This window comes from Acinetobacter sp. ME22, assembly GCF_022012315.1.
GTDB classification, from domain to species: Bacteria; Pseudomonadota; Gammaproteobacteria; order Pseudomonadales; family Moraxellaceae; genus Acinetobacter; species Acinetobacter brisouii_A.
This window is the reverse complement of sequence record NZ_JAKLTL010000011.1, coordinates 41603-64336: the sequence shown is the minus strand read 5'-3', so window position 1 is coordinate 64336 and position 22734 is coordinate 41603. Positions and strand designations below refer to the sequence as shown.

At 48.1% G+C, this 22734-nt stretch carries 20 protein-coding genes; 1 reads left to right on the top strand and 19 read right to left on the bottom strand.

Annotated elements, in window-relative coordinates; all coding sequences use genetic code 11:
- Positions 1–118 precede the first annotated feature (118 nt).
- The 9 genes from LVY74_RS14030 to LVY74_RS13990 form a co-directional block, all read right to left on the bottom strand.
- The gene (locus tag LVY74_RS14030; RefSeq protein WP_237815566.1) at positions 119–1597 is read right to left on the bottom strand and encodes an amino acid permease; all 1479 of its coding nucleotides are present in this window, start codon (positions 1595–1597) and stop codon (positions 119–121) included.
- An 88-nt stretch (positions 1598–1685) separates the two neighbouring features.
- The gene (gene astE, locus LVY74_RS14025; protein ID WP_237815565.1) at positions 1686–2660 is read right to left on the bottom strand and encodes a succinylglutamate desuccinylase; all 975 of its coding nucleotides are present in this window, start codon (positions 2658–2660) and stop codon (positions 1686–1688) included.
- Between the two features lie 11 nt (positions 2661–2671).
- Positions 2672–4015 (bottom strand): N-succinylarginine dihydrolase, encoded by a 1344-nt coding sequence (gene astB / locus LVY74_RS14020; RefSeq protein ID WP_111893989.1) that lies wholly within the window; start codon positions 4013–4015, stop codon positions 2672–2674.
- A 22-nt stretch (positions 4016–4037) separates the two neighbouring features.
- A complete protein-coding gene (gene astD, locus LVY74_RS14015) occupies positions 4038–5510 on the bottom strand; it encodes a succinylglutamate-semialdehyde dehydrogenase (RefSeq protein ID WP_237815564.1) in 1473 nt (490 codons plus the stop codon).
- Between the two features lies 1 nt (position 5511).
- Positions 5512–6543, bottom strand: a complete 1032-nt coding sequence (astA, locus tag LVY74_RS14010; RefSeq protein WP_237815563.1) for an arginine N-succinyltransferase — start codon at positions 6541–6543, stop codon at positions 5512–5514.
- A gap of 12 nt (positions 6544–6555) precedes the next feature.
- Entirely contained in the window at positions 6556–7770 is a 1215-nt protein-coding gene (locus LVY74_RS14005) for an aspartate aminotransferase family protein (protein WP_237815562.1), read from the bottom strand.
- 231 nt (positions 7771–8001) lie between these two features.
- On the bottom strand, positions 8002–9234 hold the full coding sequence (locus LVY74_RS14000) for a Glu/Leu/Phe/Val family dehydrogenase (protein ID WP_442862803.1): 1233 nt from the start codon (positions 9232–9234) through the stop codon (positions 8002–8004).
- 443 nt (positions 9235–9677) lie between these two features.
- Entirely contained in the window at positions 9678–10448 is a 771-nt protein-coding gene (gene hutC / locus LVY74_RS13995; RefSeq protein WP_237815561.1) for a histidine utilization repressor, read from the bottom strand.
- A 473-nt stretch (positions 10449–10921) separates the two neighbouring features.
- Positions 10922–11857, bottom strand: a complete 936-nt coding sequence (locus LVY74_RS13990) for a LysR family transcriptional regulator (protein WP_237815560.1) — start codon at positions 11855–11857, stop codon at positions 10922–10924.
- A gap of 110 nt (positions 11858–11967) precedes the next feature.
- Between LVY74_RS13990 and LVY74_RS13985 the strand changes: the two genes are divergently transcribed.
- A complete protein-coding gene (locus LVY74_RS13985; RefSeq protein ID WP_237815559.1) occupies positions 11968–13188 on the top strand; it encodes an MFS transporter in 1221 nt (406 codons plus the stop codon).
- On the opposite strand, the gene LVY74_RS13980 is transcribed toward LVY74_RS13985, so the two are convergent.
- The 10 genes from LVY74_RS13980 to LVY74_RS13935 all read right to left on the bottom strand — a co-directional run bounded on the left by LVY74_RS13980 (position 13179) and on the right by LVY74_RS13935 (position 22733).
- Entirely contained in the window at positions 13179–13823 is a 645-nt protein-coding gene (locus LVY74_RS13980; protein WP_237815558.1) for an ATP-binding cassette domain-containing protein, read from the bottom strand. The two genes, LVY74_RS13985 and LVY74_RS13980, sit on opposite strands and share 10 nt — an antisense overlap.
- The gene (gene modB, locus LVY74_RS13975; protein WP_237815557.1) at positions 13824–14510 is read right to left on the bottom strand and encodes a molybdate ABC transporter permease subunit; all 687 of its coding nucleotides are present in this window, start codon (positions 14508–14510) and stop codon (positions 13824–13826) included.
- 11 nt (positions 14511–14521) lie between these two features.
- Positions 14522–15289 carry a molybdate ABC transporter substrate-binding protein gene (modA, locus tag LVY74_RS13970; RefSeq protein WP_237815556.1) on the bottom strand — a complete coding sequence of 256 codons (768 nt, stop codon included), beginning with the start codon at positions 15287–15289 and terminating at the stop codon, positions 14522–14524.
- Between the two features lie 10 nt (positions 15290–15299).
- Positions 15300–16529 carry a molybdopterin molybdotransferase MoeA gene (locus LVY74_RS13965; protein WP_237815555.1) on the bottom strand — a complete coding sequence of 410 codons (1230 nt, stop codon included), beginning with the start codon at positions 16527–16529 and terminating at the stop codon, positions 15300–15302.
- Positions 16526–17449, bottom strand: coding sequence for a bifunctional molybdenum cofactor biosynthesis protein MoaC/MoaB (moaCB, locus tag LVY74_RS13960; protein ID WP_237815554.1), 924 nt, complete (start codon positions 17447–17449; stop codon positions 16526–16528). The genes LVY74_RS13965 and moaCB overlap by 4 nt, the downstream gene beginning before the upstream one ends.
- Before the next feature lie 24 nt (positions 17450–17473).
- Positions 17474–17983 (bottom strand): molybdenum cofactor biosynthesis protein MoaE, encoded by a 510-nt coding sequence (locus LVY74_RS13955; RefSeq protein WP_237815553.1) that lies wholly within the window; start codon positions 17981–17983, stop codon positions 17474–17476.
- Between the two features lie 2 nt (positions 17984–17985).
- Positions 17986–18237 carry a MoaD/ThiS family protein gene (locus LVY74_RS13950; RefSeq protein ID WP_111894013.1) on the bottom strand — a complete coding sequence of 84 codons (252 nt, stop codon included), beginning with the start codon at positions 18235–18237 and terminating at the stop codon, positions 17986–17988.
- Between the two features lies 1 nt (position 18238).
- Positions 18239–19246: a GTP 3',8-cyclase MoaA gene (moaA, locus tag LVY74_RS13945; RefSeq protein WP_237815552.1), complete on the bottom strand. Its 1008-nt coding sequence runs from the start codon at positions 19244–19246 to the stop codon at positions 18239–18241.
- Positions 19247–19348: 102 nt separating this feature from the next.
- Positions 19349–19963, bottom strand: a complete 615-nt coding sequence (locus tag LVY74_RS13940; protein ID WP_111894017.1) for an NTP transferase domain-containing protein — start codon at positions 19961–19963, stop codon at positions 19349–19351.
- The gene (locus tag LVY74_RS13935; RefSeq protein ID WP_237815551.1) at positions 19956–22733 is read right to left on the bottom strand and encodes a nitrate reductase; all 2778 of its coding nucleotides are present in this window, start codon (positions 22731–22733) and stop codon (positions 19956–19958) included. The genes LVY74_RS13940 and LVY74_RS13935 overlap by 8 nt, the downstream gene beginning before the upstream one ends.
- Between the last annotated feature and the right edge of the window lies 1 nt (position 22734).

The following is a 22734-nucleotide window of genomic DNA, read 5'->3' as shown; positions in this document are numbered from 1 at the left end:
TCCCGACCCCGTGCAAAACCGAGTCAGGTGTATTGCGGATGAATATTGATATTTTTAGGGGAAGCAACTGCCTATCTCCCCCGAAACAAGGCAGTTGCTGATGGTTCGGTTTTATTTTTTATTCTTGTTCAGATTCAATGCGACGACCATTCTCCAAAATCCAAGCCCGTTCGCTGTCTTTACGACCACGGCGCTTATAAGCAATCAATAGTCCGATAAACCAGATTGGTGAAGCGAACAGTGAAATACGCGTGTCATGATCAAGACACAGAATCGCCACCACAAACACCATAAATGCAATGCCTGCCCAGCTCATAAAAATCCCTGCTGGCATTTTATAAACTGATTGTTCATGCAAATCAGGACGTTGTTTGCGGTAAGCCAAGTACGATAGCAAGATCATGGCAAAGGCAAATACCGTTAAAATCGAAGTAAATGCCGTCACTATATTAAAGGCAGTCATGACATTTGGCGTAACAAACAGAATCAGTGTTCCTGCAACCACACAGCCCATTGAACATAAAATCGCTTGCACAGGGACTTTACCTTTCGACAAGGTTTTAAAGCGTTGCGGTGCATCTTTTTCAACTGCCAAACCATACAACATACGACTGGTGGCAAAGATACCGCTGTTTGCCGAAGACATCGCTGAGGTGATCACCACAAAGTTCACCACAGACGCTGCCGCAGTTAGTCCAACCAGTTTAAACATCGCCACGAATGGACTTTGTGCTGGGTCAACATGCTGCCAAGAAATCACCGAGATAATCACCAGTAAAGCACCGATATAGAACAACAGAATCCGCCAAGGAATCGAGTTAATGGCTTTTGGAAGAGATTGCTCAGGGTTTTTGGTTTCTGCTGCGGTGGTTCCGACCAGCTCAATCCCCAAGAATGCAAATACCGCCATTTGGAAACCACCCAAGAAGCCTGTCACGCCATGCGGTAAAAAGGCATCGGGATTGGTGACATGTGACAGCGATGCTTTCACACCATTCGGTGAAACAAAGCCGATGCTCACCAAGCTAATCCCCAAAATAAGGAAGGCAACAATCGCGACAATCTTAATCATGGCAAACCAGAACTCGGTTTCACCAAACATTTTCACAGTCAGCAAATTAAGCGTAGTCAAAACAGTGACCGTCGCTAAGGCAGGCAACCAGACAGGCAAGTCGGGATACCAGAACTGCATATAACCGCCAATGGCAATAATATCAGCGATGGCGGTGACGATCCAACCTAGCCAGTACGACCAACCTAGAAAGAAGCCTGCCCACGGGCCTAGATAAGCAGTGGCAAAATCCACAAATGACTTATAGTTGGTGTTGGACAGCAACAACTCTCCCATGGCACGCATGACAAAGAAGAAGAAAAAGCCAACGATCATATAGGTCAGTAAGACCGAGGTTCCCGAGGAAGAAATGGTCTGCCCCGAACCCATAAACAGTCCCGTCCCGATTGCACCACCAATAGCAATCAACTGGATATGTCGGTTGGTTAAGGCACGGTCAAGATGCGGTTCTTCTGCCAAATGATGATGACCAATCAGATCACCATCCCCCATTAATGCGTGATTATCGTTATGTTCCCGATTCATCGCCACTCCTAAGCAAGCGTTGCGCTATTGTCAACTGGTCATGATATCCATTCATTTCTGTGCTGTTCGATGTTGGGGGCTAAGCCCCTCAATCCTCTGTCAGCATCAGCCCTGCACGTAATCCTTTTTGTACGTGTGGGTTAGGAAATAAAATCCATTCTTTGGCGTGCTGCGCCCGTGTTTCCTGCTGTTGCTGGGTACACAATAAGTCCCCCTGCTCGAACACGGTAAAATTCGGGGCATCATCACTGAGGTACAGCTTGAAGTCATCATGTTGTTTGAGCAGTGAATACTGCACGTTGAACTGACGCATCGCACTGCTTTTACCACGTCGTGGTAAAGGTTGATTTGCCACCACACTGCGTAACATGGCATCCGTTGCTTGGAACTGAGTCAGGTCATTGCAGCCAAATGGCAAGGCTTTGCCCAGCTCCAGCGTGCAGCTAGAGGCTTGGCAGGTTTCTGCGGTTAACTGGCTAAAGGTACGTCCAAGGCTTTGGTGATGAACCAAGGCATCCAGATCGGCAGCCTCTAGCGAGTTTAAAAATTCAGGATCGAACGCTTCGGTCTTATAAGGCAGTAAACCGAAGGTCGGGAAAAGTGATGCACGAATGGCGGTGTGCAAGTCATAGTGCAGACGAATCGCCTGTGGGTCACTCTGCTGCATAAAATGCTGTACCAGTTGCTCCAAGCCTTTGGCACGCGCAGTTTCAGCACTTTCCGCAAAGCCACTGACACCGCCCATAAACATACGGTTCAGGTCAGCCGTCAGGTAGCGTTCGCCCTGACGCATTGCGTCTGGATTGCCCAAGATAATCAGCAAACGCACCTGCAAGCTAAGCTTGCCCGAAAACAAGTCAGAACAAAGCTGATTCAGCAATTCAATCGGTGCAGTTTCATTGCCATGAATACCTGCCGAAAGCACCACCACCTTGTGATAGCCCTGTACTGGGGTCAGTTCCAGTACACCTTCAGCCAGCCAATGCCAAGTAAAACCGTGCTGCTGCCCCTGCTGTGGCTCAGGGAATTGTCCACTGAGCGTCATCGCCAAGAAATCCTGCATCACTGCCCCGCCTAAATTTGTTGGAATGGGTAGATTGAACCTAAATTCATCAACACCGTTAGCTCATCGAGTGCCTGACGGCTTTCGATCAACAACTGTGGATCAACCAAATCGGCTTGGGTTAAACGGTCACGGTAATGACGATCCACCCATTGATTCAGTGCGGTAAAGAGTTGTTCATTCATCAACACTTTCGGATTCACCGCGTGTAATTCCTGTTCATTCAAGGCAACACGTAAACGTAAGCAGGCAGGGCCACCGCCGTTTTGCATACTTTCACGTAGGTCAAACACCTTAATGTCATCAATTGGTGTGCCCATTTGAATCATGTCGTTGAGGTAGCCCCAAACTGCTGCATTTTTGCGAGATTCTTCAGGCACCACAATGCTCATACCACCATCAGGACGCGTTAAAATCTGACTGTTAAACAGATACGTCGCGACGGCATCATCCACCGAAACCCGCTGAGTCGGCACTTCAATCGCAATCAGTTCTTGCTCAATGGTCGCCATTTTGCGACGGATTTCATCGAGGGCTTGTGCCTGATGTAAAAATGCCTGTTGATGGTGGAACAACACTTGCTGGTTGCTCACCGCAATCACGTCATTATGGAAAACGCCCTGATCAATCACGTCAGGATGTTGCTGTACAAAAACGGTGTGCGCGGCATCCAACTGATGCAAACGGGCAATCGCTTCACTGGCTTCGCGAGTCTGACGCGCTGGATAGCGTTTTGGCCCAGCTTCACCATTGAAATGCTGCTGCCCATAGACAAACACCTGCACACTGCGATCCGCATAGCTTCCGCCCAAACGGTTGTGGTTGGCTGCGCCTTCGTCACCAAACAGTGCCACTTGTGGCAACGCTGCATGATGCGCGAAATGCTGCTCGTCACGGAAAATTGCCTTTAAAACCTGCGAGGTGGTGTCGGCTTCAATCGAACGGTGAAACTTGTTGTTCAGATTGGCTGCGGTGAAATGCACTCGGCCATCAGCACTGTCCGCAGACGGTGACACGGTTGCAGCATTGGCTGTCCACATGCACGACGCTGAGCTGAGTGATGAAAGCAGTTGCGGTGCATATTGCATCGCCTGTGCTAATACACTGGCATCATCGCCACGGAAACCGAGTTTGCGTAACATCGGCAAATGTGGGCGCTCATGCGGCACCAACACGCCTTGCTTCAAGCCCAAATCACTGAGGGCTTTCATTTTTGCTAAACCTTGCTTGGCTGCAAGTTTCGGGTTCGACACCAGATTGCGGTGTTTGGTTGAGGCTTCATTCCCAAACGACAACCCTGCATAGTGGTGAGTGGGGCCAACTAAACCATCAAAATTGACTTCGTAACCTAACATTTTCTTCTCCAATTTCCGTGGCTTATTCCAACACCAACCCTGGTGTTAATTTTTCAGGTAAGCTCAGGCTGTCTGTTTCCAGTGAAGCCATTGGCCATGCGCAGTAATCCGCTGCATAGAACGCACTTGGACGATGGTTGCCCGATGCACCGACACCGCCAAACGGTGCAGCACTCGATGCGCCTGTTAATGGTTTGTTCCAGTTAACAATCCCTGCACGCGCTTCAATCAACAGCTCATCAAACAAGGCGCGTTGCGTTGCAATCAGACCGACTGCCAAGCCAAAACGAGTTTTGTTCGCCAGTTCTACCGCCTGTGCAAAATCGTCATAACGCTGAATGCAAGTTAACGGGCCGAAATATTCTTCATCAGGCACATTCGCAACGTCTGTCACTTCTAAAATGCCTGCGCTGAGTAAGCTGCTATCGGCTTGTAAACGGGTCATGCTGAGCAATGAGGTTGCACCCAAATCAACAAGAGCTTGCTGTGCCTGTAGCATGCGCTCAGCCGCAGCCGATGAAATCACGCCGCCCATAAAGGGTTGTGGTTCAGCATCCCAAGCGCCAATCTGGAGCTTGCCAGCCACCTCAACCAAACGCTGGACGAAGGCATCACCTTGCGCACCACGTTTCACCAAAATTCGACGGGCACAGGTACAGCGTTGTCCCGCAGAAATAAAGGCCGACTGAATCGCGACATTCACCGCAGCATCGACATCTTCAAAATCTTCCACGATCAGCGCGTTGTTGCCGCCCATTTCAAGTGCCAAGATTTTCTCAGGTGAGCCTGCCAACTGACGGTTCAACTGGTAACCTGTATTGGCGCTACCCGTAAACAATAAGCCATCAATTTCAGCATGTTGTGCAAGCGCTTCACCTGTTTCACGACCACCTTGCACCAAGTTCAAGACACCCGCAGGTAAACCTGCCTGTTGCCATAACTTCACAGTTTCTTCGGCAGTCCACGGGGTGAGTTCACTCGGCTTAAACACAATGCTGTTGCCTGCAATCAATGCAGGGACAATGTGTCCATTGGGTAAATGCCCAGGGAAGTTGTACGGGCCAAATACCGCAAGTACGCCGTGTGGGCGGTGACGTAACGATGCCACACCATCTGCCATGCTCGTGCTGCTCGCCCCTGTACGCTGTTCATAGGCACGTAGCGAAATCGCCACTTTCCCAATCATGGCTTGTACTTCAGTCAAGGTTTCCCAGTACGGTTTACTGGTTTCTTGGCTAATGACTTCCGCCAACTGGCTTTTGTTCTGCTCAAGCAAACTGGCAAAACGTTGTACCACTTCAACACGCGCGTCCAAGCTTTGACACGCCCAGTGTTTAAATGCGCTGCGGGCTGCCTGACAAGCGGCATCCACATCGGCTGAATTTGCTGAATTTGATTTCCAAATCAACTGGTTACTCACAGGGTTGGTTTTTTCTAAGGACGTACCTCGCCCTTGCAGCCATGTTCCTGCAATATATAAAGCCTGTTCTGACATGTTATTTTTCCAATGGATTAAGTGCCAAAATACGTACCGACTGCCCTTCAATCACTTCAAGCTGCTGTGCCTGCTCGGCAGTTAAATACAGCGTTTCATCGTGCAACTGACCTTGAATCAGCAAGGCGCGATAGTCGTAGTACGCTTCGTTTGCAACTAAATAATGGGAACGGGATTTTTTGCTGTCGACTGCACCGATGCTGACGCTGACCAAATGGCTGTCCTTGACGGCACGTAAGTCATCCAGTTCAGCTTCAATGGTCGGCCCTGCATCAAAAATATCGACATAACCCTGATAACGTAGACCTTCTGCCTCAAGCACGCGGTAGGCAGGCAACGTATGCGGATGCACCTTGCCAATCACATTGCGTGCGCTCTCAGGCAGCAAGTCCACATACAGCGGATAACGCGGCATCAGTTCAGCAATAAAGACTTTTTGCCCAATACCACTTAAATAATCCGCTGTAGAGAAGTCCATATTAAAGAAGTGCTTACCCAGCTCATCCCAAAATGGTGAGCGCCCCTGCTCATCGGATACCCCACGCATTTCTGCGAGTAGATGTTGTTGAAAAAACTGACGAAATGCCGCAATAAACAAGAAGCGGATTTTCGACAAGAATTTGCCATTGTTGCTATGCCGATAATCAGGATCAAGAAACAAGGTACACAATTCGCTATAACCTGTATGGTCATTACTTAAGAACAGTGTTGGCAAAACTTTATAGACATTCAACGCCTTCGACGCATGCACCTGTGTACCGACATGAAAGTTGTACCATGGCTCGGTCAGACCGACTGCGACTTCCAAGGCACTGACCCCGACCACACGCCCATTGGACTGGTCTTCCAGCACAAACAGATAACCCTGCTCATGTTTGCTGGCTTCACCATTTAAGGTGTTACGGGTACGTTCGATTCGTGCCGACAAGATCTCTTTATTTGGTGGCAAGGAAGTCAAGCCTGTGCCTGCCTTGGTGGCAAGCTGATAAATGTCGTCTAAATCGCGGTGCTCGGCGTGGCGTACGATCATCATGGGGCAATATCCTTATTTTACGAGACGGGCAACAGCACGTTCAAAACGTTGTAATCCTTCAATGATATCCGCTTCAGGGATAATCAGCGATGGCGTAAAACGTACTACGTCTGTGCCTGCCACCAACGCCAGTAATCCTTCTTCGGCAGCCAGATTGGTGACTTGTTTCGCTTGACCTGCATATTCATCTTTAAGCACACAGCCGATCAACAGACCTTCGCCACGCACTTGGCTAAATACAGGATATTTGGCATTAATCGCTTCAATGCCTGCCACAAACTGCTGATGACGCGCTTTCACGCCTTCAAGCACTTCTGGTGTATTAATAAAGCCAAACACTGCATTGGCAACCGCACAAGCCAGTGGATTACCACCGTAAGTTGTGCCATGTGAACCCACAGTCAGCACTTTTGCCAAAGCATCAGTCGTCAGCATGGCACCAATCGGGAAACCACCGCCCAACGCTTTGGCTGTGGTCAACACATCAGGAACAACTTCGGTATTCATATAAGCATACAGCGCACCTGTACGACCCACACCTGTTTGTACTTCATCAAAAATCAACAAGGCATTGTGACGATCACACAATTCACGCAAGCCTTTTAAGAATTCAGCATCGGCAGGTAACACACCGCCTTCACCCTGAATTGGCTCAACAATCACCGCACACGTTTTGTCATTAATCACCGCAGCAGCCGCATCTAAATCGTTATAAGCAACGTGCTGAATACCTTCTGGCAATGGTGCAAAATCTTGTGAATATTTCGGTTGACCGCCTGCAGTCACGGTAAATAAAGTACGACCATGAAAGGCATTGTTAAACGCCACAATCTGGTTTTTGCCTTCAACACCGCTGTCATTGCCATATTTGCGTGCCAGTTTCAGTGCAGCTTCGTTGGCTTCCGCGCCTGAATTGGCAAAAAAGACTTTTTCTGCAAACGTTGAATCGGTCAGTTGTTTGGCTAAACGTAAAACAGGCTCGTTGGTATAACCATTACCAATATGCCAAAGCTTTTGTGCTTGTTCAGTCAATGCATGTACCGCAACAGGATGGGCATGCCCCAATGCATTGACCGCGATTCCCCCAGCAAAATCAATATATTCTTTACCTTGCTGATCCCAGACACGTGAACCTTCGCCACGCACCAAAATAAAATTGGCAGGTGCAAATACAGGCACCATCCACTGGTTAAAGTCATTACGGGTAATCGTCATTGGCTGATTCATATTAACCTCTAATTCATTGAAAAATAGCCAATTTCATTTTATGCACCAAGCAAGCCACGGCAGCACTGTGTCGCGTTTGTTCTATGTGGGACTAAACCACTTAGCACCCTGTTCATAGAGGTCTGACGGCAAGTTCACCTGCCATCAGATGATGCATAGGGGGAAATTTTCACCCCTATTCAAACTGAGTCCATTTCCAGTTTGCGCCACTTGGGCACAATCTGCATTAAATTATTTTCCTGGGTAAATCCCGCGTTCTTTACGTGCCATCAGGATGCGTTCACACGCCAAAATGTAGGCAGACGTCCGCAAATTGCAGCTCTTTTCTTGTGCCTTGTTCCAGACATCGGCAACTGCATCACGCATGATGGTATCGAGACGCTGATTAATTTCCGTTTCACTCCAGAAGAAGCTCGACATGTCCTGTACCCACTCGAAGTAACTCACGGTCACACCGCCTGCATTACAAATCACGTCTGGCACCACAATAATCCCACGGCGATGCAAAATATCATCCGCTTCTGGGTAGGTTGGGCCATTGGCACCTTCTAAAACCAAACGTGCCTGTAATTTTTCTGCACGTTCTGCGGTGATTTGACCTTCGAGTGCCGCAGGAATCAGGATTTCTGCCTGAACATCCCAAAATGCGTCTGCTTCAATTTCAGTCGCATCGGCAAATCCTGCCACGCCACCATGCTGCTGCACATGCTGTTGTAAAGCTTGAGTATTTAAACCTACTTCATTGAAAATGGTGCCCGTGTGGTCTTGTACGCACACTACTTTGGCACCTGTTTCAGCAAACAAAATCGCGGCTTCACTGCCGACATTACCAAAGCCTTGGACAGCAACACGGCTGTCTGCAACAGATAAACCAATTTTCTGTGCAATCTGACAACCCGTGATAAACACACCACGACCTGTGGCTTTGACACGACCCAAAGAACCACCCAAATGCACAGGTTTACCTGTCACCACACCTGTCACGGTATGCCCCTGTTCAATCGAATAGGTGTCCATGACCCATGCCATCACACGCGGATTGGTGCCGACATCGGGTGCTGGAATATCTTTTTGAGGCCCAATAATATGGCTGATCTCACTGGTATAACGGCGAGTCAAACGCTCAAGCTCGGCATCTGACAACTGACGTGGATCAACGCGAATACCGCCTTTTGCGCCACCAAATGGCAAATTCAGTACCGCAGTTTTAATGGTCATCCATGCCGACAACGCCATCACTTCATTGAGATCGACATTGGGATGGAAACGAATCCCGCCCTTACCTGGGCCGCGAGACAAGTTGTGCTGTACCCGATAGCCTTCAAAATGACGAATCGACCCGTCATCCATCACCACAGGTACATCCACAATCAGCGCACGCTTTGGATTTTTTAAGGTATCAATATATTTGGTGAGGTCGCCCAGATATGGTTTCACCCGTTCAATCTGTGCGAGATAGGTCATCCATGCGCTGTTATTTTCTTGTGCATAGGAGAGATGAGTCTCCACTGCAAAATCCTGTTTATTGTGGTTTGCTTCAGCTTTAAGCTGTTCCGAAATCATATTTCCCACGTGTATTTACTCGCTACCGTTGCGTTTCGCTTTATAAGAGCGCATCAAAATGACGCTCTTTACATCCTGTACATGTATAAACTTGTATATACAAGTCGAAATATAAATCAGTTTTTTTTAAAAAAATAGAGAAAGGGCTAAAATTTTTAGAAAAATTTAATAAGATATTATTTTATAAAAATATTTTTTATGATCAATTTCATTATACTGTCATTTTTTAGGCAAAAAACGCTGTTTTTAGATGCACTAAAATGGCTCATTTATCGATTTTTTAAGGTATTTTTTTAGTGCAGACCCAAAATCACTTGTACAACTTTACTCATTTTCTAGACAAGTTAATAACGCGTGGTTGGGGTAAATTTACCTTTCAAATAATAACGGCTGCCTGGGTAAATCAGGCGGGCGCTCGACACGATATGCTCCCCTGTCCAAGTCCGACGCTTCAGCAAAAGACATGGCTCGGTTTTACTGATTTCTAGCCATTTGCATTCTTTGGCATTGGCTAAAATCGCTTCCACAATGTGTTCGCCCTGACTAATCGGCACACGTTTTACCAGATAATCATTCGGGGTGATTTGGGTAAAATCCTGCTGAATATAATTGGGAATCAGCGCAGCATTGACCAAGCGATCTTCGAGTTGCACAGGAATATCATTTTCAAAATGAATCAAAATTGAATGATAGAGTTTCTGCCCAATCGCGACCTGCATTTGCAGACATTGTTCTTTATTCGCCCGAATCTGTTCCAATAAAATAATCTCGGAACGATGGCGATGGTTACGGCTTTCAATCTCTTTAGCGATATTGTCAATTTGGAATAACGCAGCTTCGTTTTGTCGCTCTGCCACAAATGAGCCCACGCCCTGAATACGGGTCAAAAAGCGCTGTTCAGTCAGTTCACGTAAGGCGCGGTTAATGGTCATGCGGCTACAGCCGAGCTGCTTGACCAATTCCATTTCCGAGGGAATTTTATAGTTGGCAGGCCAAATTCCGTCTTGGATTTTTTTAATAATCAGTTGTTTGACTTGTTCATACAACGGCAACGGGCTGTCGTGCAATGGCGATAACTCTGCTTGCTGCTGTGGGTGAGAAACACGGTTAGTCATGATCAACTCGAACAAAATCAATAAATAATAAAATGCGTCGGCACGAGCCAACAAAATGAATTCATTTACCCAAGAGCGGGTAAAAGTTTTACTAAAATAGCATAAATCATCAGCAGCATTGCCAGTTTTGAAAACTGTTTAAGCAATACAAATTACTTTAGAAGTTTAATTATAAATTCCATTATTTCAATAAACTCATAATAGGCTCTTATCATTGAAATCAAATATTTGGAGCTCATCACTACTTTTGTTTCGGCAAAAGTAGCCAAAACCACCTTGCGGAGCAATGCTCCTCACCGCAAAACTCGTCAGTAATTATCAATAATCAAATTTGTCGCAGAAACAATTATTTGTTAATTTCATCATGCCTCAAACAGTTGCGGATGACATTTTCGCACATCATACGTTTCCATAAATTCGAAAATAGATTCTAAGCAATAACTGAATTCGCTAGCTTTCATCAATTCTTGTCTTTATTTAAGCTGCTGCATACCTGAAATGGTCGGCATCACCTCGCGCATCAGACTTAAAAACTGTCTTAACCGTGCAGGATAATAACGTGCCCAAGGGTAGACCAAATACACAGGCAAAGGCGCTGCCTGCCACTCAGGCAAGATATTGACCAGTGTTCCATCTGCCAGCGCATCCGCTGCTAGCCAACTAGAAATCACGGCAATACCCAAGCCTTGCAATGCGGCATTTTTCAGGACAAATAAACTGTCTGTGCTGAGTCGCGATTGGATCGGCACACGTTGCATTTCTTGGGTTATCTGGTTATTTAACTGAATTTCATGCCGATAATAAGTACTAAGCTCTAACCAAGGAAATGACTGTAAATCTTCAATATTTTGAATCTCAGGGAATCGTGCTAACAGTTCAGGGCTTGCCACCATAATGCGTGGCACTTCCGCCAGTAAAATTGCCACCGTATTTGGGTCAGGTTCAAAACCGACATGAATGGCACAGTCGATATGATCGGCTAAAAAATCAGGGGCAGCATCGCTGAGTCGCCATTCGATGTTCAATGCAGGAGAGCGCTTTAAAAAATCCAAAACAGGCAGTAACAATTGTTGTTGTCCAAAAGCATGTGGGGCACGGACTCGTAGCAAACCGACAGCTTCATCCGCCACCTGTTTCAGCTCATCTTCCAGATTTAACCAGTCATCAATCAGGTTTTTGGCATGCTGATAGCAGCGCTCGCCATCATCGGTGAGTTTGGTGGCATGCGTGGTTCGAAGTAGCAATTTTGCCCCAAGCAACTGCTCAAGGGTACTTAAACGCCGACTGACCGTTGCCTGTGACACTTCAAGCTGACGTGCCGCCCCTGACAGTGAACCTACCTCAACAATCCGAATCAGGGTATGTAGCAATTCCAGTCGATCTATACGCTCAAGAGATTTCATCTGCATTCTGGTTATACGTTGGACGTATAACTATTTTACCATGACACCTGCTACCACGATTCTACCATTTGTCCAAAAATAGCCATCTGTTCCTGCCCCGATAAGAGATTGCCGTTATGACGACTGCTGCCCCCACCCGATCCGTTTCGCCCTTATTGGTATTTATGCTGGCAACAGGTGCTGGTATTGCTGTGGCGTGCCTGTATTATTCCCAACCCATTTTGCCTTTATTTGCCAGTGATTTACATGTCGTGGTCGGGGATTTGGGGCTGATTCCAATGCTGACTCAAATCGGCTATGCCTTGGGAATTTTCTTTCTGATTCCACTCGGAGATCGTTACGACCGTCGTGTGCTGATTCTGGTCAAAAGCCTGTTGCTGATTGTGTCTTTACTGGTGCTGAGCCTAAGTCAGGGACTCTATAGCGTGCTGCTGTTTAGTCTGGTGGTCGGCATTACCGCAACCCTAGCACAGGACATCGTTCCGACAGCGGCAATTCTCGCACCTGCGGGGCAACAAGGTAAATTTGTCGGCACTGTGATGACAGGACTGTTATTGGGGATTTTATTGTCGAGAACTGTGAGTGGTGTAATTGCCGAATATTGGGGCTGGCGTGCCATGTACCAACTGGCAGCCATCAGTGTCTTTGTGGTGGCAATCGGTTTATGGTGGGTATTGCCACGCTTTCAGCCGCATGCACAGCTCGGCTACTTTGCCTTACTTGGTTCAATGCGACATTTGTGGCAACAGTATCCTGCTTTACGCCGCGCGGCACTGGCTCAAGGTCTGCTCTCGGTTGCTTTTAGTGCTTTTTGGTCAACCCTTGCAATCATGCTCGCGGAGCATTATCACTTGGGTAGTGCAGCAGCAGGCGGTTTTGGAATTGCAGGTGCGGCAGGCGCTTTGGCTGCACCGATTGCAGGGTCATTGTCTGACCGTTATGGCTCGCATCGGGTAACACAACTGGGTGCAGCTTTGGTGATGCTGTCATTTGCGGCGATGTGGATGTTACCAATGCTGTCCGTACATGCCCAACTGCTGTTGATTGCGATAGCTGCAATTGGCTTTGATTTAGGATTACAAGCCAGTTTGGTGGCGCATCAAACGCTGGTGTATAGCCTAGAACCGACTGCGCGCGGACGTTTAAATGCAGTGCTGTTTACAGGCGTATTCACAGGCATGGCCTCAGGTTCATGGCTCGGCAGCAAAGCATACGCGATGGCAGGTTGGCAAGCGGTGGTGACGCTGGCGGCAATAATGGGGTTGATCAGTTTAGGCATTCGCTGGATCGAAGGTCACCGCTTACAACGAGTCGAACGCCTCTCCACTCAATCCTGATAATGTAAATGCCCTTCAGTCAGATGAAGCTGTGGGGCATTGAGTTGTTCCAGTTCTTCCCAATGATGGGTGATGTACAGCATCGGAATCGCCAGTTCTTGTTGAATGGTATTTAAAAAACTTAGTAACTGCTGGCGAAGTTCCAGATCCAAACCCGTGGTCGGTTCATCCAGTAGCAATAAATCGGGCGATGATAACAGCGCCCGTGCAATCGCCACGCGTTGGGCTTCACCGCCTGAAAGCTGATGGGCTTTGCGCTTTAATAGCGGCACCAAACCCAGTAATTCCACAATATAAGCACTGGAAAATTTCGGTGTTGCGGATTTTTTCCAGCGCTGGGCATAAGCAATATTTTGCAAAACATTGAGATGTGGAAACAGGCAGGCTTGCTGAAAAATAAAGGCAATATTGCGCCGATGCACAGGCACATTTACACCCTGCTGACTGTCCAAAAGTACGTGCTGATTGAGTTGGATTTTACCCTGCTGTGGTTGTAGTAAGCCTGCAAGGCATTTAAAAAAACTGGATTTTCCTGCACCCGATGCCCCAACAATGCCCAATATAGGCGCTTGGGTTAGCAGATCAATCTGCAAACAGAAATCGGCTTGGCGATACTCAAACTGACAGTTTAGCATTTACATCCGCCCCAAACGTTGTTGATATTTTTGCAAAATCAAATGATTGGCAATCAGTGCCGTAAATGCCAAAGCCACCGACAGCATCACCAGACGCAGTGCCATCTGTTCACCATCGGGTTGTTGTAGCAGCGAATAAATCGCAATCGGTACGGTACGAGTTTCATCGGGGATATTTCCGACAAAGGTAATCGTCGCGCCGAACTCACCCAAACTGCGGCTAAAACATAAAATGCTGCCAATGATCATGCCCGGAATCGCCATCGGTAAACTGATGCTATAAAACACCTGCCACGGATTGGCGCCTAGACTGGCCGCCACATGTTCAAGCCGCTGATCAATCAACTGAAACGACAACTTGATCGGCTGTACCATGAGGGGAAACGCCACTACCATCGAGGCCAGTACCGCACCTTTCCAATTAAACGCCAACTGAATGCCAAGCTGCTGCAAGCTGTGCCCAATCCAGCCCTGATTACCAAACAGCACCAACAAGCCATAACCCAACACCACGGGCGGCAACACCATCGGCAACTGTAAACAGGCTTCGAGTAAGAATTTCAGCCGAAACTGGAGATGCACCAGACTCCACGCCACAGCTATCGCAAAGGGTAAACACAGCAAGGTTGCACACAATGCGACTTTGGCGGATAGTGCCAAAGCACTGAGTTCTTCAGGGGAAAGCATGCAGCACCTGATCAGCGATTAATGCTAAAGCCATAATGTTTAAAAATCGCCAAGGCTTGTACACTATGGCTCATAAAACGATAAAACTGTTGTGCTTCAGGGTTTTGCTCACCGACTTTGGTCAGTGCTATAGGGTAAATCACGGCATCGTGTGAGTTATCAGGGAGCACTCCAATAATTTTGACCTTTTGACTCACCAAAGCATCGGTTTTATAGACAATCCCGACATCGCACTCGCCCCGTTCCACAAAGGTCAGCGCAGCACGGACATCATCCGTTCCAACAATTCGACCCTGCAAACTGTTGAGCCAGTTCAGCTTGATCAGACTTTGTTTGGCATATTTCCCGACAGGGACGGACTCCATTTGCCCTGTACACAACTTGCCTGAAAAGGCTTGAGCAAAGGCAAAATGACTGTTGGTCTGAACCTTAATCTTCAGGTTTTTCGGGCTAATCAGTACGATTTGATTTCGCAGCAAAGGCTTGACGTATTGAGGACTGACTTCCTGTTTTTGCAATAGATATTTCATCCAGTCCTGATCGGCTGAAAAGAAGATATCACTCGGCGCACCCGCTACAATTTGCTTGGCGAGCGTGGAGGATGCTGCATACACGGGAACCACTTTGGTCTTCGGATATTGTTTCTGATACAGAGTCGCAATCTCGGTCACCGCATTGGTCAGGCTGGCTGCGGCATAGACTTTGACTTCCCCTGCCTGCACACATAGCGCTGTGAATGTGCCTGCAACGAGCAGACTGAGTTGAGAAATAACGCGCATGTTCATCATCCTAATCCAAATAAAGTCCGTTCAATACAGTGCCCGCCCTCAGCACCGTATCGGCAGGTACACGTAGCAAGAAATTACTATCGAATAAATTGCTGAGCATGTGTGACTGTTGTTTTTTCAGGGCTGTGACTTGGACTTGCCCTTGCTCGACCTGAGCCGACATTCTTAAAAAGCGCTCACGGCGATCAGACTTGAGCTCGTGTTGCAGCACAGCACTGACCCATGCAGGACTGACGCTTTGCCCGAGCAAACTACGTAACAAACTGCTGACATAAACTTGCAGCGCCACATAGACTGCGGCAGGATTCCCCGGTAAGCCGAGCAAGTAACACGTATGTTCAGTTAATTGAGCACAGGCAAAAAACATCGGTTTACCCGGTTTTTGCTTGACCTTCCAGAACACTTGCTCAAAACCCAATTTCAGTGCCACAGGTCGGACAAAATCGTAGTCGCCAACCGATACGCCGCCTGTAGTCATGATCAGATCAAAACGCGATTGCAAATCCTGTAGCAGCTCGGTCAGTGCGGTTTCCTGATCGGCGACCAAAAAAAATTCTGCATCTAAGTGCTGTTGCTGACACCATGCTTTGAGCATCGGGGTATTGGCATCGAAAATTTTGCCCTGCTGTAATTCATCAACATGGCTAGCGACCTCATCCCCCGTTACTACCACCGCAATTTTGGCTTGGCGATAAACCGAAACGTGTTGCACCCCTGCCATACACAGTGCAGCAATCGCCCCGACACCCAAAGACTGCCCTTGCGTGGCAAGCACTTGCCCTGCCTGTACTTCTTCGCCTGCATCGCGAATATCGGCATGTTCAGCCAAATCTTCGGTGAGTTCGATCTGCTGTTCCACGTGGAGTCGCACAATTTCCTGACGCGCCACTGTAGTTGTGCCCTCGGGAATTTTGCCGCCCGTGAAAATCCGTACCGCTTGCCCTGCTTTAAGGATGACGTCACTGACTTGTCCTGCACGAATTTCACCGATGACCTGAAAATTTTGTCCTGCATCTATCGGGTGCTGCACGGCTGCCAACGCATAGCCATCGACTGCGCTTTGCGAAAAAATTGGCAAGTCGACAGGCGCATGCACTTCCTCGGCCAAAACACGCTGTAAAGCTTGCTCGACAGGCACACGCTCATGCGCTAGCGGTTTCACAGTTTGTGCAATCAGTGCCAAAGCCTGATCAATCGAAATCAGTCCATGTTCTGCACCACAGCCACTCATTGGTAGCCCCCTGCATGCGGAATATTTTGTTGGACATCAAACAAATGTACCAAGGCAGGGACTATTGCAGTCAGTGATTCACTCGCGCCGCCACGACTGCCTGGTAGGGTAATCACCAGACTGGTGTCGATATAGCCCGCAACACCACGCGACAAAGCTGCATACGGCGTGCGTTTTTGTCCAAAGCTACGCGCCGCTTCCATTAGCCCCGGAATTTCACGTTGCAATAACGGCTGCAAGGTTTCAACAGTGAGATCTTTCGGGCCTAAACCTGTACCACCCACCGTCACAATCAGCGGATAGTGATTTTTTTGCTGTTCGATCAGTGCCAGTAAAGCCGCAGGATCATCGGAAATCACCTGATAGGCAATCTCACTAAAATTGGCTTCTTCAAGCATCTGCATGACACTTTGCCCCGCAGTATCAGGCTTTTTGCCTGCGGCAACCGTATCCGATAGCACAATCACCGAGGCTTTTAAGCTGCGCTTGAGCTGACGGACAAAATGCGATTTCCCACCTTTTTTCTTGAGCAGTCGGCACTGATCCATCTGCAAATCTTCAGGTTCACAGTGCGGTTTCAGCATGTCATACAGGGTCAATGCCGCAAGACTGGCAGCCGTTAAGGCTTCCATTTCCACTCCAGTTGGCCCGATGGTTTCCACGGTGGCCACAATAGTCACTGCTGCTTCATGCAGTTCAAATTCAACATCGGCACGATAAATCGGCAGTGGATGACACAGCGGAATCAGTTCATCCGTCCGCTTGGCAGCCAAAATCCCTGCAATGCGTGCCGTTTTCAGCGCATCGCCTTTTTCGGTATTGCCCTGTCGCAAGAGTTCAATGCAATGCGGCGGCGCAGACAGCACCGCTTGGGCTTCTGCAATCCGATAACTCTCTGCTTTCATGGCCACGTTTTTCATGCTGATGTTTCTCAAATAATTCAATTAATAATGTGAATGCTGATGTTTGTGCGTATGTTTATGTGTTTGTTGATGATCTGAATGTGCCTGTTCCTCGGCACTATAGTCTTTACGAATACAACAACCTGTCACGAACTGGCTTGTACCATCGCTATAAAATTCTTCTTTCCAAACAGGCACTTCATGTTTAACACGCTCGACGGCTTCCTCACAAGCCGCAAATGCTTCACGGCGATGCTCGGCATAAGCCAGCGCAATAATCGCTTTTCCACCAATGCCCAGTTTGCCGATCCGATGCACCACCCGCACATACTGCACTGCATATTTGGCTTGGACTTCCTGTTCAATTTGCCGAATCATTTTTTCTGCCAAAGGCGCATAAGCGGTATAACACAGCGCATCGACCGAACGTCCTTCATGGTGATTGCGCACCACGCCGACAAAACTGCCAATCCCACCACATTCAGGGAAATCTTCAATCGGGGCAAAACAGTCGAGGCTTAAATCCTGATCCTGAATTCGTGCAAAATCCATGCTTAACCTCCTGCAACAGGTGACAATAGCACCAAGGTACATGCTGTATTTAAGGCATCCTGACGTGACACCAAACTGTCCCCGATGGCGCAGGCACATTGCTGAATTGCAGATTGTGCTTGGGGATGCTGCTGCTCCAGTTGACTGAGCACGGCCGCAATCGCCACAGGCGCATCGAACTCAAGTCGAAGATCACTAGGCAGCCAGCGCGTCACTGCGCCAAAACCTTCAATCTGCACGGAAATTTTTTGCATGTTAGCCTCCAAGCATATGCATACTGATTTTGCGAGGGGAATGTTGGGTGGCCTGTATGGCATGAAAGCCCGCAGCTTTGTGCCAAATATAAGTTCCAATCCGCTGTTGTAACTGTTCACGTGCCACATCGGAATGTGCAGCCAAAGCCTGAATCTCGGACTTGAGCGCGATGCCTTGCGGTGCAAACAGGCAGTTAAATAACTCGCCCTGAGCGGTCAGGCGAATACGGTCACACTGCCCACAAAAGGCGTGGCTAATGGTGGAAATAATGCCCACATCATAGCTTTGGTCTAAGCGGTAAATGCGTGCAGGCGAATGGTCTTGCGGCAAGGCTTCAATCTGATACTGCCCAGCCAGTTGCTGCAAAATTTGTTGCTCGGTGACCACCTGCTGACGTTGCCACTGTGCATCACCATCGAGCGGCATATATTCAATAAAACGTAGCGGTAATTGCTGCTGTTTGGCCCATGCCACAAGCGGCAAAATTTGTGAATCATTGATGCCTTGCATCAGTACCGTATTAATTTTGAGGGATAGCCCTGCCTGCTGTGCCGCAGCAATACCTGATAGAACAGGCGCAAGCTCTCGTTGAGTCAGTTGCTGAAAAAGAACTGGATCAAGACTGTCCAGACTGATATTTAGATCATCCAGACCTGCCTGTTTCAGGGCTTGTGCGTATTTGGGCAAATAATGCCCGTTGCTGGTCATGGCAATGCGCTTGAGACCCAATGCACGAAGTGATTGTAATTGTTCAATAAAATGCACCACGCCCTGACGCATTAGCGGTTCACCGCCTGTTATGCGCAGGCTGTCGATGCCGCGTTCCACCATAAACTGGCAAAAGGCATACAGGGCTTCAAAGCTGAGTAAGCTGTGTTTGTCCATCCATTCAGGATGTTCAGGCATGCAATACAGACACTTGAAATTGCAGCGATCCGTCACTGAAATTCTCAGTTTACGTTTTTGACGACCAAACTGGTCAATCCATGAACTGGCGGACTGCATCATGCACGAACCACTCCAAACCTGAAGAAGAAAAATGCACCTGCCACACGGTTCAGGTGCACATTTTATGAGCTTTATTGAAGCAAGAAATATTCCAACTTTGCACTAAATCAACACATTCAACTGTTTGTATTGTTGTAATTCATCGAAGGAGTTAATGCTGTGAAAAATCAGTGCATGTTTTCGGAACTTCACCGCTTGTGCATGCATCAATTTGAAGCATTTTTTAAGACTTAACTCGCCTTGCTCAATCTGAGCGCTCAAAGTGGGCAAGCTGCTGCGTTTCAATAAGCAAAATGGATAGAGTGCCGCACCATTGATTTCGACATAAGCCACCTCAGCTTCAGGGTGCTGCTGCAAACTTTGATGCAGTTTTTTCAAAACCGATTTCGGCAAATAGGTCACGTCACACGGCACAAATAGCACATAGTCGGCTGAAACATGTCGCCATGCACTTTTCATTCCAATCAGCGGCCCAAGAAAGCCTGTTTCATCGTCCTGAAAACTACGAATGTTCGGCACCATATGCTGATAAATCCGATGATCACGGTTACTGCTAATCCACTGCTGTTGGGTTTTTCCCCGAAAATGTTGTGAGATTTTTAAGAGTTGTATTTGTTTATCGAAACACTGCAAAAGCTTGTTTAAGCCTTGCATGCGGCGGGCCTGACCGCCCGCTAAAATGACCAAATCTGTAACGGGATGGTTTGCATCAGTCATGGGCAAGCTCCTGTTGGCACGATTTAATTAAGCCACGAATTTCAGGGAGACAGGAACCACAATTACCGCCTGCTTTTAAGCACGCTGTCACCTGTTTTTCGTGGGTGATGTTTTGGGTTTTTATTGTTTCAAGAATGCGATTTTTTCCAACTTTAAAACAGCTACACACCAGTGGACCTTCACTGCTGCCTGCATTCATCGGTGCGGCTGCCAGTAAGGCTTTACGATGTGTCGCACTTAAGCGCTCACGCTTAAATAGGCTGGCAATCCATGCCCGATCAGGCAAGAATGCTTTGTCTGCAATGTATAAACATGCTACCAAACGGTTGTCTTTAAGCACCACGATATGACACAACTGCTGGCTTTGATCTTTAAGGTCTAACCATTCCAGACTGTCATCATCAAATGCCAACAACGCCTTAATATTACTGGTGACGGTATTAAAATTTTGCCGTCCTGCCAGTTCATACTGCGCGGCATATGGCGTGGTGATTTTATTCCACCAGCTCACAGACTGAATTGAGTCACGCACCTGTGGCAAATATTCTTCACGAATAAAACACACACCCTGCCAGCGACTATGAAACGGCTGCATCATTACAGGGGTATGTTTAAACTCAGGCTCACCCGAAATAGCATCCACCACAGGATTAACCACTTTGCCAATCCGCGCATCAGAGGCAAATTGCTCTGTCCAGTGAATTGGTGCAAAAATCTGCCCACGGCGCACGCCTTGCGAGAACTGCGCTCGCAGCACACACTTGCCCCACGTTGAAAACACTTCCACCAGACCCTGTTCAGAAATGCCGTATTTCAAGGCATCTTGCGGGTGAATTTCACAATAAGCTTCGGCGCGGTGATTGGCCAAGGCAGGCGCTAAACCTGTACGGGTCATGGTGTGCCACTGATCGCGAATCCGTCCCGTATTCAAAATCAGTGGATAATCCCCATTCACCGCATTCACAGGCGCAACGGGTGCAGTTGCCACAAATTTGGCTTTACCCGATGCAAAACTGAACTGACCCTGTGCAAACAGGCGCTCACAGGCTTGCGTTTGTGGCTGTTGCCATACAGGCCATTGAATCGGTTGCAGTTGTTGATACTCTTCGGCACTAATGTCACTCAGTCCTGCCAAGTTAAAATAACGGAAAGTCTTGCACTGCTCACGCCCTGCTACATCACTGTTTTGGTAGGCAGAAAGTCGGGCATGCTCAAGGAAAATCTCATGCGAAGACTGAAAATCGAAACCTGAAAAGCCCATTTTCTTTGCGACTTGCGCTACTGCCCACCAGTCAGCTTTGGCTTGAGCAGGCGCACCCAAAAATGCACGCTGACGTGAAATACGGCGCTCGGAATTGGTCACTGTGCCGTCTTTTTCACCCCACCCTAACGCAGGCAATAAAATATCGGCATATTGCGTGGTGTCCGTGTCTTGGCAAATATCCGACACCACCACAAATTCACATTTTTCCAAAGCACGTTTGACTTGATCGGCATTCGGCAAACTAACCACAGGATTGGTCGCCATAATCCACAAGGCTTTGATTTTGCCCTGCTCCACCGCTTCAAATAAATCCACGGCTTTTAAACCCGCTTTGCTGGCAATGTTTGGGCTTTGCCAAAATGCTTGTACCAGTTGCTGATGCTCAGCGTTATCGACATCCAAATGTGCAGCCAACATATTCGCCAAGCCACCAACTTCACGCCCACCCATGGCATTCGGCTGCCCTGTCATGGAAAATGGCGCTGCGCCTGTACGCCCGATTTTCCCTGTCAGCAAATGACAATTAATAATAGAATTAGCTTTGTTAACGCCTTGCGAGGACTGGTTCACGCCCATCGAGAACAGGCTCATCACCTGTGAAGTCTGTGCAAATTTCTCAAAAAATAGCTGTAATTTGTCCAGTTGAATGCCTGTCCGCTGTGCCAGATCGACCAAGTCAGTTTCGCCCTGACTGGCGTCTAAAGCCGCATTCAGATCGTCGGTATAGCGCTCAACAAAACTGATGTCGGCATAACCATTTTGATATAAATATTGCAATAAACCATTGAATAGTGTGACATCTTGCCCCGGTAAAATCGGCAAATGTAAATCCGCCTGTTCACAGGTTGCAGTAAAACGCGGGTCGATCACCACCACAAACAGATCACGTTCAGCTTTGGCCTGCATGATGCGTTGATACAGCACAGGGTGACACCATGCGGTATTCGAGCCGACCAGCACCACCATTTTAGTCTGTTCAAAATCGACATAACTGGCAGGCACAAGGTCTTCACCAAAACTGCGTTTGTGCGCTGCCACCGCAGAGGACATGCACAGACGTGAATTGGTGTCGATATTGGCAGTGCCCAAGTAGCCTTTAACGAATTTATTCACCACATAGTAGTCTTCGGTCAGCAATTGTCCTGAGACATAAAACGCAACGCTGTCTGCCCCATACTGATCAATACTGTCCTGAAAACGCTCGGCAATCTGGCTCAAGGCGGCATCCCAACTGCTACGGCGGCGGGCAGCTTTACGCCCCTGCATTGGCTCAAGTACACGGGTTTCCATGCCCAGTGTATCGGCCAAATGACTGCCTTTGATGCACAGACGACCAAAATTGGACGGATGCTGTGCATCGCCACGCACGGCAATCTGTGCCCCATGTGCCGTTTGAGTCACACTGACCTCAACCCCACAGCCCACGCCACAATACGGACATGTGCTTGCAGTAGTGACTGTGCTGTCGGTGTGGCGAGTCTGTTCCACCATTGGAATGCTGTTCATA